Origin of the sequence: Enterococcus faecalis, from assembly GCF_029024925.1 — a bacterium.
GTDB classification, from domain to species: Bacteria; Bacillota; Bacilli; order Lactobacillales; family Enterococcaceae; genus Enterococcus; species Enterococcus faecalis.
Genome location: NZ_CP118962.1, coordinates 70,368 through 86,360 on the forward strand (window position 1 = coordinate 70,368; position 15,993 = coordinate 86,360).

General features: G+C 37.3%; 18 protein-coding genes. 14 read left to right on the forward strand and 4 right to left on the reverse strand.

Annotation, left to right across the window (positions count from 1 at the left end; all coding sequences use genetic code 11):
• Positions 1–97 precede the first annotated feature (97 nt).
• Entirely contained in the window at positions 98–1,777 is a 1,680-nt protein-coding gene (locus tag PYW42_RS00290) for a peptide ABC transporter substrate-binding protein (RefSeq protein WP_002361487.1), read from the forward strand.
• Positions 1,778–1,823: 46 nt separating this feature from the next.
• On the opposite strand, the gene PYW42_RS00295 is transcribed toward PYW42_RS00290, so the two are convergent.
• Both PYW42_RS00295 and PYW42_RS00300 read right to left on the reverse strand, forming a co-directional pair.
• Positions 1,824–2,048 carry a DUF896 domain-containing protein gene (locus tag PYW42_RS00295; RefSeq protein ID WP_002356070.1) on the reverse strand — a complete coding sequence of 75 codons (225 nt, stop codon included), beginning with the start codon at positions 2,046–2,048 and terminating at the stop codon, positions 1,824–1,826.
• Between the two features lie 14 nt (positions 2,049–2,062).
• The gene (locus PYW42_RS00300) at positions 2,063–3,049 is read right to left on the reverse strand and encodes an LLM class flavin-dependent oxidoreductase (RefSeq protein WP_002389571.1); all 987 of its coding nucleotides are present in this window, start codon (positions 3,047–3,049) and stop codon (positions 2,063–2,065) included.
• A gap of 399 nt (positions 3,050–3,448) precedes the next feature.
• On the opposite strand from PYW42_RS00300, the gene PYW42_RS00305 reads away from it, so the two are divergent.
• The 3 genes from PYW42_RS00305 to ruvB all read left to right on the forward strand — a co-directional run bounded on the left by PYW42_RS00305 (position 3,449) and on the right by ruvB (position 6,311).
• Positions 3,449–4,423 carry an Abi family protein gene (locus PYW42_RS00305; protein WP_002363514.1) on the forward strand — a complete coding sequence of 325 codons (975 nt, stop codon included), beginning with the start codon at positions 3,449–3,451 and terminating at the stop codon, positions 4,421–4,423.
• Positions 4,424–4,667: 244 nt separating this feature from the next.
• Positions 4,668–5,282: a Holliday junction branch migration protein RuvA gene (gene ruvA, locus PYW42_RS00310; protein ID WP_002359241.1), complete on the forward strand. Its 615-nt coding sequence runs from the start codon at positions 4,668–4,670 to the stop codon at positions 5,280–5,282.
• A gap of 12 nt (positions 5,283–5,294) precedes the next feature.
• A complete protein-coding gene (ruvB, locus tag PYW42_RS00315) occupies positions 5,295–6,311 on the forward strand; it encodes a Holliday junction branch migration DNA helicase RuvB (RefSeq protein ID WP_002381340.1) in 1,017 nt (338 codons plus the stop codon).
• 123 nt (positions 6,312–6,434) lie between these two features.
• On the opposite strand, the gene PYW42_RS00320 is transcribed toward ruvB, so the two are convergent.
• Positions 6,435–6,872: a hypothetical protein gene (locus PYW42_RS00320; protein ID WP_002388691.1), complete on the reverse strand. Its 438-nt coding sequence runs from the start codon at positions 6,870–6,872 to the stop codon at positions 6,435–6,437.
• 212 nt (positions 6,873–7,084) lie between these two features.
• Between PYW42_RS00320 and PYW42_RS00325 the strand changes: the two genes are divergently transcribed.
• From PYW42_RS00325 to PYW42_RS00335, 4 genes are all read left to right on the forward strand, one after another.
• A complete protein-coding gene (locus PYW42_RS00325; RefSeq protein ID WP_002389655.1) occupies positions 7,085–7,783 on the forward strand; it encodes an N-acetylmannosamine-6-phosphate 2-epimerase in 699 nt (232 codons plus the stop codon).
• A gap of 177 nt (positions 7,784–7,960) precedes the next feature.
• Positions 7,961–10,300 carry an alpha-glucosidase gene (ygjK, locus tag PYW42_RS00330; RefSeq protein ID WP_002389667.1) on the forward strand — a complete coding sequence of 780 codons (2,340 nt, stop codon included), beginning with the start codon at positions 7,961–7,963 and terminating at the stop codon, positions 10,298–10,300.
• Between the two features lie 547 nt (positions 10,301–10,847).
• Positions 10,848–11,042 carry a helix-turn-helix domain-containing protein gene (locus PYW42_RS14160; protein WP_002389725.1) on the forward strand — a complete coding sequence of 65 codons (195 nt, stop codon included), beginning with the start codon at positions 10,848–10,850 and terminating at the stop codon, positions 11,040–11,042.
• Entirely contained in the window at positions 11,017–11,766 is a 750-nt protein-coding gene (locus PYW42_RS00335) for a hypothetical protein (RefSeq protein WP_002411450.1), read from the forward strand. The genes PYW42_RS14160 and PYW42_RS00335 overlap by 26 nt, the downstream gene beginning before the upstream one ends.
• A 42-nt stretch (positions 11,767–11,808) precedes the next feature.
• Here PYW42_RS00335 and PYW42_RS00340 read toward each other — a convergent pair whose 3' ends face one another.
• Positions 11,809–12,462, reverse strand: a complete 654-nt coding sequence (locus PYW42_RS00340; protein ID WP_002356081.1) for a Crp/Fnr family transcriptional regulator — start codon at positions 12,460–12,462, stop codon at positions 11,809–11,811.
• Between the two features lie 274 nt (positions 12,463–12,736).
• On the opposite strand from PYW42_RS00340, the gene PYW42_RS00345 reads away from it, so the two are divergent.
• From PYW42_RS00345 to PYW42_RS00370, 6 genes are read left to right on the forward strand one after another with little or no spacing between them, the layout of a single operon-like run.
• Positions 12,737–13,630 carry an SDR family oxidoreductase gene (locus PYW42_RS00345; RefSeq protein ID WP_002359245.1) on the forward strand — a complete coding sequence of 298 codons (894 nt, stop codon included), beginning with the start codon at positions 12,737–12,739 and terminating at the stop codon, positions 13,628–13,630.
• 12 nt (positions 13,631–13,642) lie between these two features.
• Complete coding sequence (gene amaP, locus PYW42_RS00350) at positions 13,643–14,215, forward strand: alkaline shock response membrane anchor protein AmaP (RefSeq protein ID WP_002381343.1); 573 nt, start codon at positions 13,643–13,645, stop codon at positions 14,213–14,215.
• 12 nt (positions 14,216–14,227) lie between these two features.
• Positions 14,228–14,419 (forward strand): DUF2273 domain-containing protein, encoded by a 192-nt coding sequence (locus tag PYW42_RS00355; protein WP_002356087.1) that lies wholly within the window; start codon positions 14,228–14,230, stop codon positions 14,417–14,419.
• A 12-nt stretch (positions 14,420–14,431) separates the two neighbouring features.
• Entirely contained in the window at positions 14,432–14,944 is a 513-nt protein-coding gene (locus tag PYW42_RS00360; RefSeq protein ID WP_002383483.1) for an Asp23/Gls24 family envelope stress response protein, read from the forward strand.
• Between the two features lie 58 nt (positions 14,945–15,002).
• Positions 15,003–15,563 carry an Asp23/Gls24 family envelope stress response protein gene (locus PYW42_RS00365; protein WP_002356090.1) on the forward strand — a complete coding sequence of 187 codons (561 nt, stop codon included), beginning with the start codon at positions 15,003–15,005 and terminating at the stop codon, positions 15,561–15,563.
• Positions 15,564–15,586: 23 nt separating this feature from the next.
• Complete coding sequence (locus PYW42_RS00370; RefSeq protein ID WP_002356092.1) at positions 15,587–15,829, forward strand: GlsB/YeaQ/YmgE family stress response membrane protein; 243 nt, start codon at positions 15,587–15,589, stop codon at positions 15,827–15,829.
• Positions 15,830–15,993 lie beyond the last annotated feature (164 nt).

Consider the following 15,993-nt stretch of genomic DNA (forward strand, 5'->3'; position numbering starts at 1 on the left):
TTTATTTTAATGCTTGCCATTTTTTTTTAATTTTAGTATTATAAGAATATTCTAAAAATTAAAAAATGAAGAGTTTTTTCTGTGAAGGGAGAAAGGCATGAAAAGTAAACGTATAAAAGGACTTATCGGGTTAAGTTTAACAACGCTGTTAGTTTTAGCTGCTTGTGGTGGTGATGGGGGAGCTGGCGCCGAAAAAGCAAAGGGCGGATCAGAGAAAACTGCCGCTAAACAAGAATTTAAAGTAGTAGTTCAACAAGAAATGCCTTCTGCAGATTTATCTTTAGGAACAGATACAATTAGTTTTACGGCACTGAATAATGCGTATGAAGGAATTTATCGTTTAGATGATAAAAGCAAGCCGCAACCAGCAGGGGCTAAAGAAAAAGTGCAAGTCAGTGATGATGGTCTGACGTACACAGTGAAACTAAGAGAAGAAGCAAAATGGTCCAATGGTGATCCTGTCACAGCTGCCGATTATGTTTTTAGTTGGCAACGTACAGCAGATCCTCAGACTGGCGCTGAGTATGCTTATTTTCTAGAAATGATTGAAAACGGCGCAGATATTGTAGCTGGTAAGAAACCAGTTTCTGAATTAGGCATTAAAGCAAACGGGGATTATGAGCTAGAAATTAAACTGGCAAAACCAACACCATATTTTGATTATTTACTGGCCTTTCCACTATTTTTCCCGCAACATCAAGCAACCGTAGAGAAATATGGCAAAGATTACGCTGCTTCCAGTGAAAAAGCAGTCTATAATGGTCCGTTTGTCTTAGCTAACTTTGAAGGGGCTGGCTCAGATACCAATTGGACTTTGGAAAAAAATGAAAACTATTGGGATAAAGACAATGTCAAATTAGATAAAATCAATTTTGATGTCGTCAAGGAGGCACCAACTGCCTTGAACTTATTCCAAGATGGTCAAGCAGACGATGTTATTTTAAGTGGCGAATTGGCCCAGCAAATGGCGAAGGATCCAGAATTGGTTATCGAAAAAGAAGCACGAACCAGCTATTTGGAATTTAATCAGCGAGATAAAAATTCACCGTATAATAATGTGAATTTACGCAAAGCAATTTCAGCAGCGATTGATCGCAACGCATTAGTAGATAAAATTTTAGGCGACGGCTCAGTAGTCGCTACCGGCTTAATTCCAGAAGGGATGTCGTATTCGCCGACAGATGACAAAGATTTTGCTGATGAAAATAAAAAAATTGTTGAATATAGCCCAGAAAAAGCAAAAGAATATTGGGCAAAAGCGAAGAAAGAATTGGGCATAACAACACTCAAAATGGATATTGTTGCCGATGATGTCGATTCTACGAAAAAGTTAGCGGAATATATTCAAGGTACGTTAAAGGATACTTTAGAGGGCATTGATGTAACAGTGAGCCCAGTGCCGTTTTCAGTTCGAATTGATCGAGGTAGTCGCGGCGATTTTGAGACAATCTTAGGTGGTTGGGCTGCGGATTACGCAGATCCTAGTAGTTTCTTAGATCTTTTTGTTACTGGTAATAACTATAATCGCGGGCGTTTTTCAAGTAAAGCCTACGATGAGTTGATTGAGGCTTCAGCTACAAGAGATGCTTCAGATCCTGAAAAACGTTGGGAAGACATGGTTAAGGCTGAGAAGTTATTGATTGGTGAAGAGACCGCTTTAGCACCACTTTATCAAAAGGCTACTGCCCATCTACGCAGTAAAGAAGTGAAAGGCGTCGTTGCCCATGGTGCTGGCGCACAATATGATTATAAGTGGACATATGTGACAGAAGAGTAGTTAAAAAGAGACACAGAATAGTCAAATCGACTGTTCTGTGTCTCTTTTAATCAAAATATTTCTGCTGTTCTTCTTTTAATTTTTCTGGGGTCACATCTTCACCAGTAGGATCATAAATAGTGACGCCCATTAATGTTTTATTGAATTGTTCACGAATGGTCCGCAAATATTCCTGTCGCAAATCGACACGAAGAGCTTGTTCTTCAGATGTTAAACCTTGTTCACGCTCTTTTTGTGCAAGCGTATTAATTCTTTTTAAAACCTCTAACATTTCTCATTTCCTTTCTATAATAATTCTTTTGCTAGGCGTTCAAACGATTGAAAGCGCGTTTGTTTGTCATAACCTGGGGTGATTAGCATTGCTTCTGTCAACCCTAGTTCTTCTTGTTGGTGGAAAAACTCCGCAACTTCTTGGCTACTGCCAATGACAAAGCGTTGTTTATTTTGTTCTAAAACCAGTTTGTCCATTTCACTGTAAGGGAAAGCTAGGGCTTCTTCTGGCGATAAAAATTTATTTGGAAGCCCATGTTCGGTGGCAAAGATATAATGCTCGAAACTAGTCGCATGGTATTCTGCTTCTTCTTTCGTGTCGGCGGCAAAAGTGAAATACGCAGCGCTCACTTGCGGCTCTTGTTGTTCAGTTACTGGTCGGAAATGCTTGTAATATGCGGACAATACTTCTTTGGGCAAATGTCCATGAATAAACTGAGCAAAGGAAAAATTAATGCCATATTCACCAGCTGAACGTGCGCTTTCTTTGCTAGCACCTAGTAACCAAGGTTGTGGTAATAGAACTTCCCGCGGAACAGCTGAAATTTTAGAATATAAATGATCTTCAGGAAATTCCTCTCTTAAAAAGAGTAAAATTTCAGGTAATTTATCAAATTGGTCTAGCTGTGGTGGCTGACCATTATTTAACGCCAACGTAGTTAAAGGGCTGCCGCCAGGCGAGCGGCCCATGCCTAAATCGATTCGATCAGGATATAAAGCTGCTAACGTTTTAAACGTTTCTGCGACTTTAAATGGCGCATAATGCATGGTCATGATGCCACCCGCGCCAACACGAATTTTTTCGGTGGCACTAGCAATATGTGCAACTAAAATTTCTGGCGTTGCACTGGCAAAGGCGTCTGAGCCGTGATGTTCGGCATACCAAATTCTTGTGTAACCAAGTTTTTCCGCTAATTGAGCGAGCTCTTTGGCTTCTTGTAATGTGTCGCTTGCTGATTGATTTTTAGGAACCGTTAATTGATCTAAGATACTTAATTTCATGTATGTAGTCTCCTTTTTGGTTATTTTTTTGAAGCTACCGCTATTATCACGCAAGCATGTCAAAAAAAACAGTACGCACTTTTTAATTCCCTAGTGAGCGAAAAGTAACAAATAGATGTAGCCAAGGTCGATGATAAAAAATTCTCCGCTATGGCTGTGTGCATTTTGATTTTTTGGCCAATGTATAGAAATATACTTAATATTTTTTCTGTTTTTATACAACGTATTGTATTTTTTAGTATAAAAAGCTTTTTCTTTAGAAAATTGGGCTATTGACTAGCTACAAAACAAATGATAGCATAGAGATAACCTTAAAGAAGAGCTGCTGTGCGGCTAACCAAGAACGTCTATTAGTTTTTCTAATAGACGTTCTTGTGCTAATTAATAGGAGAACAGTATATGAAGCCTTTTAAAACATTAGATGAACAATTAGCTATTTTGGAAGCTCGAGGATTGGTTTTCTCGGATAAAGAAAATGCAAAAAAGAAATTATCTTTTTATGGCTATTATGAGATTATCAATGGCTATAAAGACTTCCTTTTGGAAAAAAAGCAAAAAATAACTGACCATCAAGAAGAATGTTTTATAGAAAACAGTACATTTGATCATATTTTTTCTTTATTTATGATGGACAAAACAATAACTTCATCTGTAATTGATGCGACATGTGATGTTGAGATGTATGTAAGAGCAGCTATTTCTTACGTTGTCAGTAAAAATATAGGTGAACAACAAATAGACTATTTGAATAGACGTCATTATCAAAGTGGAAAGAAAAACAAAAACGGACAAGGATATAAAGTTGATCAGCTAATTACAAAGTTTAAAAAGATTATCTACGATGATATAGAACCCATGAAACACTATCGTGGTTATCATGGAAACGTTCCACCTTGGATTATGTTAAAAGGAACAACATTTGGAAACCTGGCTAATTTTTATAAATTACAAAAAAGTGAAAATAAAAAAGAAGTTATAGCAATGATTCTAGGAATACCTAAAGAAATCGTGGATGAAGGGATTACCAATATGTTTACTGACATTATCTTTTTATGTCATAGTTATAGGAATAGAGCTGCACATGGTGGACGAATGTATAACTATCGGTCTGCTAAAGCAGTTATTAGATATAGTGAAAATTTTCATCACCGAGCAAATATTACTCAGGCAGAGTATAGAAAAGGCAAAGGAATATCCTGTTTAGGTACCCTATTTCATGCATTGACATGGATGGATAATAAAGTAGCTTTAGCAAGGTTACAAGCAGGGGTATCTGTTGCGTTAGATCAGCACTTAAAAGTTTACCCAAAAGATTATGATTTAGTTTTGTCTGAAAGTAATATCAATCCTAAATTTTTACAGCTTTCTAGATAGAATTATTAGACTGAGTTGTACATAAAATTATTGTCTACTAGGGAGAGCGTGTTAATCTGTCTTCTGTTAGTTATTAATTATTGTTTGCTTCATCAATAGAAAGCTGTTTTATAAAGAGTGTTTTCAGACTATTAGTATAGATTGCTCATAGGAATATTTGCAAACGATGAAGATATCGCTTAAAATAAATGAATCAAGTAAAATGGAACATATGTACGCAATCAGCAATTGGAAAGGTGACAACATGTACGAATATATTATTGGAAAAGTAACGTTTGTTAGCCCATACTATATTGTCGTTGAAACAAATGGCATTGGCTATCAGATTTCAGTCGATAACCCGTATCGCTATTCAGGAAAAATGGATACGGATATTAAACTATATCTTCACCAAGTCGTGCGGGAAGATGCACAACTTTTATTTGGTTTTGGCAGTTTAGAAGAAAAACAATTGTTCTTAAAATTAATCAGTGTCTCTGGAATTGGACCTAAAAGTGGCTTAGCTATCATGGCTTCTGTGGCTGATCATGGTGGTTTAATCAATGCAATTGAAGGGGAAGATGTTACATATTTAACGAAGTTCCCAGGTGTTGGCAAGAAAACAGCCCAACAAATGATTTTAGATTTAAAAGGAAAATTAGGCGAATTAGAGTCTTCCGAAGCAGCGGTTGCGGCCATGACCGCAACCGAAGCGGTGACAACAAGCAATCAAGCATTGGCAGAAGCGTTAGAAGCATTAAGTGCCCTAGGCTACAGTGACCGAGAGATTAAGCGTATCACTAAGCAATTGGAAGCGTTAGGTGAGACAACGACAGATGTTTATTTGAGCAATGCGTTAAAATTCATGATGAAACGCTAAGGAGGAATAACGATGACAGAAGAAGAACGGTTGCTTTCAGCTGCAAGTCAAGAAGCAGAAGCTTCAATTGAAAAATCGTTACGTCCACAATTTTTAGCACAATATATTGGTCAAGATAAAGTAAAACAAGAACTAACGATTTATATTGAAGCGGCGAAAAATCGGAATGAAGCGTTGGATCATACCCTTCTTTATGGTCCGCCAGGTTTAGGGAAAACGACAATGGCGATGGTCATCGCCAATGAAATGAATGTGAACATTCGTACCACAAGTGGACCAGCCATCGAACGGGCGGGAGATTTAGTCGCTATTTTGAACGAATTAGAGCCTGGTGATGTGTTATTTATCGATGAAATTCATCGTTTGCCGCGAGTTGTGGAAGAAATGCTGTATTCCGCAATGGAAGATTTTTACATTGATATCATGGTCGGTCAAGGAACCACGGCACATCCCGTTCATTTTCCGTTACCGCCTTTTACTTTAGTGGGCGCTACCACACGGGCAGGGATGCTTTCAGCGCCATTACGAGATCGTTTTGGGATTATTTCTCACATGGAGTATTATCAAGAGCAGGATTTAAAAGAAATCGTTCTCCGTTCCGCGGATATTTTTCAAACGGAGATTTTTGAGGAAGGTGCCTTTGAAATTGCGCGCCGCTCAAGAGGAACCCCCCGAATTGCTAATCGTTTGTTAAAACGTGTCCGTGATTTTGCCCAAGTCCAATCAGATGGCAAAATCGACCGAGCGATTGCAGACAAAGCGTTAACCTTACTGCAAGTGGACCATCAAGGCTTGGACTATGTCGATCAAAAATTGTTGAAAACAATGATTGATTTATACGGCGGCGGTCCAGTTGGTTTAAGTACCTTGTCTGTAAATATCGGTGAAGAAACCGAAACGGTGGAAGATATGTATGAACCCTATCTTATTCAAAAAGGTTTCATTAAACGAACACCGCGAGGACGAATTGCAACGCCATTTGCGTATGCACATTTTGGGTATGATTATTTAGAGGGTCGTAAAAATTAAAGGGTTAAATAAGAGAGAAGGGCCTTCAACAGGATAGAGTATGTTGAAGGTCTTATTTTTCATTTTTTCAAAGTTTATGTAACGGAATAAATATTCTTTTTTTGATAGACCACTATAAGTATATTAACGAATAATTTTTAAAAGTTTCATCTCTTGATAATATAAATCTTTGTAAGATAAATCAGACAGTTTGCGAGTAACTGTTTTTGATATCGGTTTGTTTTCAAAACCATTTAAAGCGGACAAAATATATAACTTAGTTGTGCAGGTATTTTTAAAATGATTTCGGATGTAGCCAAGAAGAGCGACTGCTGAGGGTGTTTCAATATTTTGATTATCTGACGGTAGAGAACACATAGAGCAAACCTGATAATTCAATGTTTTTAAATAGTTGCTGTATGAAAATTTACCTGGTGGATCACCTTCAAAATCATTTATAAAAAAGAAGAACTCTTTATTTAATAGATTGCCAGTGGGCTTGCTCAGTCCGTTTAAAGTTATACTGCCTGTAGATAAAGGTTGTTCGCTAGCTAAGTAGATGTATTCTGTCAATTTTATCACCTCTTTCTTATCGATATGAATTATCGTATCATGATATAATCAAATCCGCTATATTTTAAGGTGAAATGCTAAATGGAAACAAAAGAAAGCAAGCCTTAACCGCTTGCTTTCTTTTGTTTCACGTGAAACGTTTGTTCTTATTTAGAAGAGTGGCATATTTCAGCTGTTGTAGGTATACTGTGTTTGTAATCGCTTTTAAATTGGAGGGATCAATGTTGAATAAAGAAATCAAAGGGGCATTAATTGTTTCTTGCCAAGCGTTGGCAGACGAACCGTTGCATAGTTCCTTTATCATGTCCAAGATGGCTTTGGCCGCTAAACAAGGAGGGGCTAAAGGTATTCGAGCAAATTCTGTGGTAGACATTCGAGCAATCCGGAAAGAGGTTGATTTACCAATCATTGGGATTATTAAACGAGATTATCCTGACGCAGAAGTATATATTACCGCAACTATGCGTGAGGTAGATGAATTAATGGCTGTTCAGCCAGAAATTATCGCTCTCGATGCAACCCATTCGAAACGACCAAATGGCGAAACGTTAGCCACATTTTTCAAAAGAATAAAAGAAAAGTATCCTAACCAAGAATGGATGGCGGATTGTTCCACACTGGAAGAGATGATTGAAGCGGCGGAGTTAGGTTTTGATTATATTGGCACAACGTTAGTCGGCTATACGCCGCAAAGTGAAAATCAGCGGATTGAACAAAATGATTTTGAACTGTTAAGAGAAGCAAAGAAGCATTTTACTACACCAATCATTGTAGAAGGAATGATTGATACGCCAGCAAAAGTCCAACGTGTTCTGGAGCTAGGTGCCTATAGCGTGGTGGTGGGATCTGTTATTACACGACCGCAAAAAATTACTGAAAAATTTGTGGAAGCTACGAAAATAAAACAGAATCAAGCATAAACTAAATACACTATCGATACACTCGTTATTTTTTGATCAATACACTTCGATACGGTCGCTTTTTTTCTAGAGAAAGTTGAATCTTTCAATAATAAAAAGGGATACACTCCATTTGGCATAGTCCTTGCTGATAATAAATCAGTGTATAAAGCGCTATCATTTTATAGGAGGGGTTTTATGAAGGGTTTATCAAAAAAGAAACGGGTGTCTACTTGGTTAGCGTTAGGAATCACCGTAGTCAGCTGTTTTGCGTTAAGCGGGGAAGTGCAAGCAAGTGTTGAAAGAACAAAAGTTGATGAATTTGCAAATGTTTTAGATGTGAGTGCATCACCAACCGAACGGACGAATGGCGTATACGATACCAATTATTTTAATAATTTTTCTGATTTAGGTGCATGGCATGGCTACTATTTACCTGAAAAAAGCAATAAAGAGCTACTGGGTGGTTTTGCGGGGCCATTGATTATTGCGGAAGAATATCCAGTAAACTTGGCGGCAAGTTTAAACAAATTAACGGTCAAAAATAAAAAAACGGGAGAAACCTATGATTTAAGCCAAAGCAACCGCATGGACCTGTCTTATTATCCTGGGCGCCTAGAGCAAACCTATGAATTAGACGATCTAACGATTCATTTAGCTTTAATTTTTGTCAGCAATCGAACGGCGCTTATCCAAACGACACTTGAAAACACTGGTGAAGAGCCCTTGTCACTTGAAGCAAGCTGGACAGGTGCGGTCTTTGACAAAATTCAAGAGGGAACGGAAACCTTAGATATTGGCACTCGCTTAACTGCTAAAGACAATGACATTCAAGTGAATTTTGGTGAAGTCAGAGAAACGTGGAATTATTTTGCTACGAAAGACACAAAATATACGATTCATCATGCGGATAAAGTTTCAACAAAAATTGATAATCGGAATTATACAGCAACCGCTGAACCAATTGAATTGAAGCCTAAACAAACGTACAACACCTATACGACAGAAAGCTATACTTTTACAAAAGAAGAAGAGGCAAAGGAACAACAACAAGCACCCGAATACACCAAAAATGCGGCGCGCTATTTCAAAGAGAACAAGCAAAGATGGCAAGGATATCTAGATAAAACGTTTGATCAAAAGAAAACAGCAGAATTTCCTGAATATCAAAATGCGCTAGTCAAATCGATTGAAACGATTAATACCAATTGGCGAAGTGCGGCAGGTGCCTTTAAGCATGACGGGATTGTTCCGTCCATGTCTTATAAATGGTTTATTGGTATGTGGGCTTGGGATTCGTGGAAAGCGGATGTAGCAACGGCTGATTTTAATCCCGAGTTAGCTAAAAATAATATGCGGGCCTTGTTTGATTATCAAATTCAAAAAGATGATACCGTACGTCCACAAGATGCAGGAGCGATCATTGATGCTGTCTTTTACAATCAAGACAGTGCGCGTGGTGGTGAAGGTGGCAACTGGAATGAACGAAATTCTAAACCACCATTGGCTGCATGGGCAGTTTGGCATATTTATCAAGAAACCAAAGATAAGGAATTTTTAAAAGAAATGTATCCCAAACTTGTGGCTTATCATAATTGGTGGTATACCAACAGAGACCACAATAAAAATGGGATAGCAGAATATGGGAGCATGGTCAGTGATGCTCACTGGCAAAAAGACGACAAGGATCAAATCATTAAAGATAAAAATGGACAACCTAAAGTGGATGATGATGCTGTTATTGAAGCAGCCGCGTGGGAAAGTGGCATGGATAACGCTACACGGTTTGACAAAGAAGGTGTGGGCAAAGGCGATGATGGAGTTAAAGTTTTTGAAAACAAAAATAAAGGAAAAGTAGTGGGGTATTCGATTAATCAAGAATCAGTGGATTTGAATGCGTATCTCTACGCTGAAAAGGGCTATTTAGCTTCGATAGCAGAAGAACTAGGCAAAAAAGAGGACTATAAGAACTATCAAAAAGAAGCGAAGAAACTAAAAAAATATATTCAAGAAAATATGTTTGATGAAAAAACGGGCTTCTTCTATGACTTACAAATAAATGAAGACGGCTCGAAAACAAAATTGTTAGTCAATCGTGGCAAAGGAACAGAAGGCTGGTTGCCGCTCTGGGCAAAAGTAGCGACCAAAGAACAGGCGGCGGAAGTTAAGAAAAACATGATGAATCAAGAAATGTTCAATACCTTTATGCCATTCCCAACGGCATCCAAAGACAATGAAAAATTTGCTGCAACGAAATATTGGCGGGGACCAGTTTGGCTTGATCAAGCCTTGTTTGGTGTAGAAGCTCTTCAAAACTATGACTATACAAAAGAAGCAAAAGAAATGACACAAAAACTCTTCTTACATGCCGAAGGATTGATGGGAGAAGGACCTATTCATGAAAATTATGATCCACTAACAGGGAAGGGCCTAAGTACGAAAAACTTTAGTTGGTCAGCGGCAGCGTACTATTTACTGTATAAAAACACCTTATTAAGTAATAACCCCACAACGCAAACCGCTTTTGAAATAAAATAGAAAAACAGCTCTTGAGAAAATATCTCTCAAGAGCTGTTTTTTTTCTTCACTTGCTACAATCTGTTTCCCTCTGATTTAATTAAATGTAATTTATTTGTTTAAATAAATATATTTCATATAATTAAATAAAATATCTAAAAATAAACGATATGTACTTTTATTAAAAATGTTATTTAATAAAAATGAAATGGATATTCAGTGAAATTGATTGTACAATGGTTAGTGAAGAGTGGGTTTAACGGAATAGTGTAATAAGGAATAAGCTGATATCAAAACCAAACATATGCAAAACCTCCTTCTCTGTTAGCTATATTGACTTCTATTATAGAACATTTCTTTTGGTTTTTTCAAGGGAAGTTAAGTATATAAGTTTTTATGATTATCAAAATATTACAATATTATAATTACGGAAATAATAAAAATGAATATTTTGAAATATTTATTAATGTTTTCGCTGATTTTGTTTAATTTGTACAGGTATTGTTGGATCTTTAAGTTAATAAAAAAATAATATTTAATATTATTTTTATTATAAAAGGGGGATATTATGGATGTTCTAGGTGCTCTAAAATATTTTAGAAAAAAGAAAAAAATTGCTCAGAAAGATGTTTTGCCAAAAAAGGGGAAACAAACCTATCGAAGAATCGAAATTGGTGAAGCCAAGCTAAGTTACGAGGATTTAATGACGGCATTACAGTCATTGGGGATTACTTTTAATGAATTTTTTTTTTATGGTATCTGATACGAGAATCATGGCTTCTTCAGAAGTCAAACATCAAATTGAATGTTGTCAAATGGGGTTGAACAATACAAGTGAAAAAAAGAATCTGATTCATTATTTTTATCAATTAGAGCGCAATCCTCATAAAAATGCGTTGGAAATGTCTATTTACACAGATATTAAATTAACGTTTAGTAATGATTGGGAGGAAATTCCAGAATTTGATGAAACCGATCGAATGGTAATTCTCGCGCTTATCTCTAGCAAAAGCTACTATACATACTACGATTATCAAATGGTGACTAATCCTGCCGCCTTGTTTTCTGAAAATGAAGTCCTTCAGATTCTTGAGCAGATGTTTCCTGTCAAAGATGCTGAATTACGTGATACCCAAACACTAAATGTTGCCTATGGTTTTTACCTAAATATCATTACTGGGGAACTTTATAAGAAAAATTATGCGAAAGCTCGGGAATATTTAGCGCTAGTGAGTGTTACCACGATTCCTGCTGAAATCTACTATATTCATTTTAACTTACGTTACTTAAAAAACCTTACGTATTATCTGTACACTGGCAAAATGAGATATTATAAAGAAGTAATCGCCGTTATTGATATGATTGAAAGCTTTGGCGATGTACGTTTGGCGGAAGGCATGAAAAAAGAAATGCTTCAGCTGACGGCTGGTCGGACATTTAATTTAGAAAAAGGTCAGTTTCCATTGAATATTGTCACTGAAAAATAAAAAGCACCCCCCGCAAGGTCAAACTTGCGGGGGGTGCTGATGTTAAACAATAATGTTATCTCTAATCATATCTAAATCTTTAATCAAAATTTTGCGGTTACGTAGTTCAATTGCCCCTAACTCTTTTAGTTGCTGCATCATCCGGTTAACGCTACTAGCAGAAGTTATCCCACAAAAATGTGCAATTTCTTCATTGGTCACCACGAAATCAATTAAAATACCTTCCTCTGTTTCTACGCCAAATGAATCGTACATTTCATAGATTTGTGTACAAACGGCCCCAAATTTGCCATTCATCAACATTTGCTGCATCTTTTTCATGGAATGCATTAAACGGTCCCGATAGTATTCTTTGACATACATTTGCAAGTCTTTACTATTATTGATATCCCGCCAAAATTGAACACGGTCGATTTGGTAAAGTTCTGCTTGTGGAGATTCGATGCGAATATTAAAAGGTGCATCAATAAATTCTGAATATTCATCACGTAGCAATGAAACAATTTCCAAATTGTTGATATAACGTAAATTAAATTCACGACCGTCTTTGGAAATAACGCTAGTTTTGATGATGCCACTTTTTAAAATATAGGCATAACGATCTTGCAGTCCTTCATAAGTTAAATAATTTTTCTTCTTTTTTACAACGACTCGAAAGGAATGTTCATCTAAGTAGTCTTGTAAAACATTTCTCATTGGCGGTAACTCCTCAATTATCTCTAAATATTTTTGTTTTTGCCTGTTGGGCTTCTTTCTTATTTAAGCGAATTGGACATCATATGTCAATAACAAATGTTGATAAAAAAGGTCAATTAAACGCTATTTTGAAAAATAAAATCAGCTTTTAGATAATTTTGCCAAAAATTTCGCTTAATGAGTATTAAAAATATTTTTTTTTATTTTATGTGCTCAAATATTTTTCAAAAAGAAAAAATTGTATTAAGGTAATAGTAGAAAGGGAGGAGATTTAATGACAGAACCAAACTTAAAAGACCCAAGAAAGTTATTTTATAGTGATGGATTTCCGCAACAAGATCAAGAAACTCCCGCATTACAGGACAAAATGGTCCCTAAACCAGATTGTGGGGAAGACAGCTATGTCGGAAATCACAAATTAGAAAATCGTCGGGTATTAATTACAGGCGGTGATTCTGGGATTGGACGAGCTGCGGCGATTGCTTTTGCTCGCGAAGGCGCAGATATCGCCTTACATTTTTTCCCAGGTGAAGAAAAAGACGCCGAAGAAGTGGCGCACTATATACGAGAAGCTGGCCGAAAAGTCGTTCTTTTGCCAGCAGATTTAAGAGATAAACAGGCACCTGAAGAATTGGTTGCACAAGCTCGTGAATCTTTAGGCGGCTTGGATACCCTCGTTTTAAATGCAGCCCAACAAATTTCCTGTGCTGCTATTGAAGAATTGCCAATGGAACAAGTGATAGACACTTTCCATGTCAATATTATTGCGATGTTTGGCATTGTCAAAGCAGCAGTGCCTCACTTACCTGCCGGAAGTAGCATCGTGACAACGACTTCCGTCCAAGCCTTTAATCCCAGTGAGCATTTGTTGGATTATGCAGCAACGAAGGCATCAATTGCCAACTTTACCGTTGGTTTAGCAAAACAACTGGCACCAAAAGGTATTCGGGTAAATGGCGTGGCTCCAGGACCAATCTGGACACCGTTACAGTTAGATCATGGACAACCAATTGAAGAGTTGCCAGAATTTGGGCAACATTCTTTACTGGAACGTGCGGGTCAGCCTGCTGAATTAGCCCCTGTTTATGTTTTCTTGGCGTCCAATGATGCAAGTTATGTTACGGCTCAAGTTTATGGCGTAACTGGTGGAGAAGCAATTAATCTTTAGGAGGGATGTTCCGTGAATAAAGTTGTTAAAATACTTTTGCTTCTAGGTTCACTGATTTTAATGGCATTATTTGGCGCGGTGGCCATCACCACTTGGTCAGCCGATACAGCTTGGCAACCACCAGATAATGTTCAATGGTTCTTGCAAGACAACGAGTACGCACGTCAAGCAATCTTTTGGGTAGCGCTAGTTTTACTAGGAATTATGCTCTTTCTCTTTTTATTCATTCTTTTATTCCCAAGAAGAAAAGGCACGTTTGAATTAAAAGAAGAGCAAGGAAAGTTAGTGTTACACCGTAAAGCCATCGAAGGATTTGTACGCTCTAGCTTGCAAGACAGTGACTTTCTGGAAGCACCAACCATTCGTGTAAAGGCGACAAAACGGCGCATTAAGGTCAATGTTAAAGGCACACTGAAACGAACGGCAGATTTAATTGGACAAACAGAAGCTTGGTCAAAAACAATGGAAGAACGGCTTGCTCGTTTGGTGGGAACTGGTCACAAGATTACGATTGATGTTCATTTTGAAGATATTCAATCAATGAAACGACCACAACAACAGCAAACACAAGCACGTGTGGAGTAGGAGGGATGTACAATGGTTGAATGGATAAAACAATATGCCGTTCCGTTAATTGGTGGCCTAGTCGGCTTAGTTTTTGCAATCTTGTTTCTGTCAATCGGCTTCTTTAAAACATTGTTAGTAGTACTCCTGACAGGACTAGGTATTTGGCTAGGTTTGTATTTGGAACAGACAGGCATTGTCAAAAATTATTTTCATCATAAATAGGAGGTTTTGGCTATGGAAAATGCAAATGTATCGATTGTTAAAGGTGAGTTGACGTTTGAGGATAAAGTAATCCAAAAAATTATTGGCATTGCTTTGGAAGAAGTCGACGGTTTGTTAACTGTGGACGGCGGTTTTTTCTCGAATTTACGAGATAAAATGATTAACAGTGAAGATGTTACAACAGGCATTCACACCGAGGTCGGCAAAAAACAAGTCGCAGTGGATATGGACATTGTAGCCGAATATGGGAAAGATATCGAGACCATTTATGATCAAATGAAAGAGGTTATTACTCGTGAAGTCCAACAAATGACTCACTTGGAAGTAATCGAAGTCAATGTCAATGTAGTAGATATCAAAACACAAGCAGAGTACCAAGAAGAAAGTGAAACGGTCCAAGATAAACTTGGCAACGCCGCTGAAGCGACAGGTAGTTTTATGTCAAAACAAACCAACAAAGCCAAACATGCGGTAACTAAAGGCAAGACAAAAGTCAAAGAAAACACGGCACCTCGTGTTCAATAATGGGTTATTATTTTATTAAAAATAAAGCAATAATAGAAGAAACTAGGAGGAATGAACCATGAGTAACGAAAAATTCAATAATGTACCAAAACCAGCAGGAAACGGACCACACACACCAGAAGATCATGCAATCAAAGGTGAATTAACATTTGAAGATAAAGTCGTTCAAAAAATTATCGGTTTAGCCTTAGAAAATGTCGATGGTCTATTAACAGTCGATGGCGGCTTTTTCTCAAATATTGCTGAAAAATTAGTAAACACAGATAACGTCACAGCGGGTATTGATACCGAAGTTGGTAAAAAACAAGTCGCTGTTGATATGGATATCGTAGTAGAATACGGCAAAGATATTCAAGACATTTACGAAAAAATGAAAGAATTAATCAGCCGTGAAGTGAAAAAAATGACCCACTTAGATGTGATTGAAGTGAATGTTAACGTAGTTGATATCAAATCAAAAGAAGAATACGAAGAAGATAGCGAAACGGTTCAAGATAAAGTCACAGGCGCTGCCAAAAGTACCGGTGAATTTGCTTCTGAACAAACAGAAAAAGCAAAAAAAGCTGTGAATAAAGGAACAGAACAAGTCAAAGAAAATATGGAACCACGTGTAGAATAAACAGTTAAAGGGAGGAAACAATCATGGGCTTTATTTGGGCATTAATTGTCGGTGGTGTCATTGGGGCAATCGCTGGAGCAATTACTAAAAAAGGATCATCGATGGGCATTATTGCCAATATCATTGCAGGGTTAGTTGGTTCAACGATTGGTCAAGCCATTTTAGGCACATGGGGACCAAGCTTAGCTGGGATGGCTATAGTGCCATCGATTATCGGGGCAGTGATTTTAGTTGCCATCGTTTCATGGATTTTAGGACGAAAATAGAGAAAGTTTAAAAAAATAGGGCATAAGTCGTTTCGACTTATGCCCTATTTTTCTTTTTCTATGTATGAGGAAGTTTCGTATGAAAAGTAAATTTTGAGCAATTAGCCAAGAGCTTATTTTAATTAAAATCATTAGTCATTTTGGCTTTTCAACAAAAATCAACA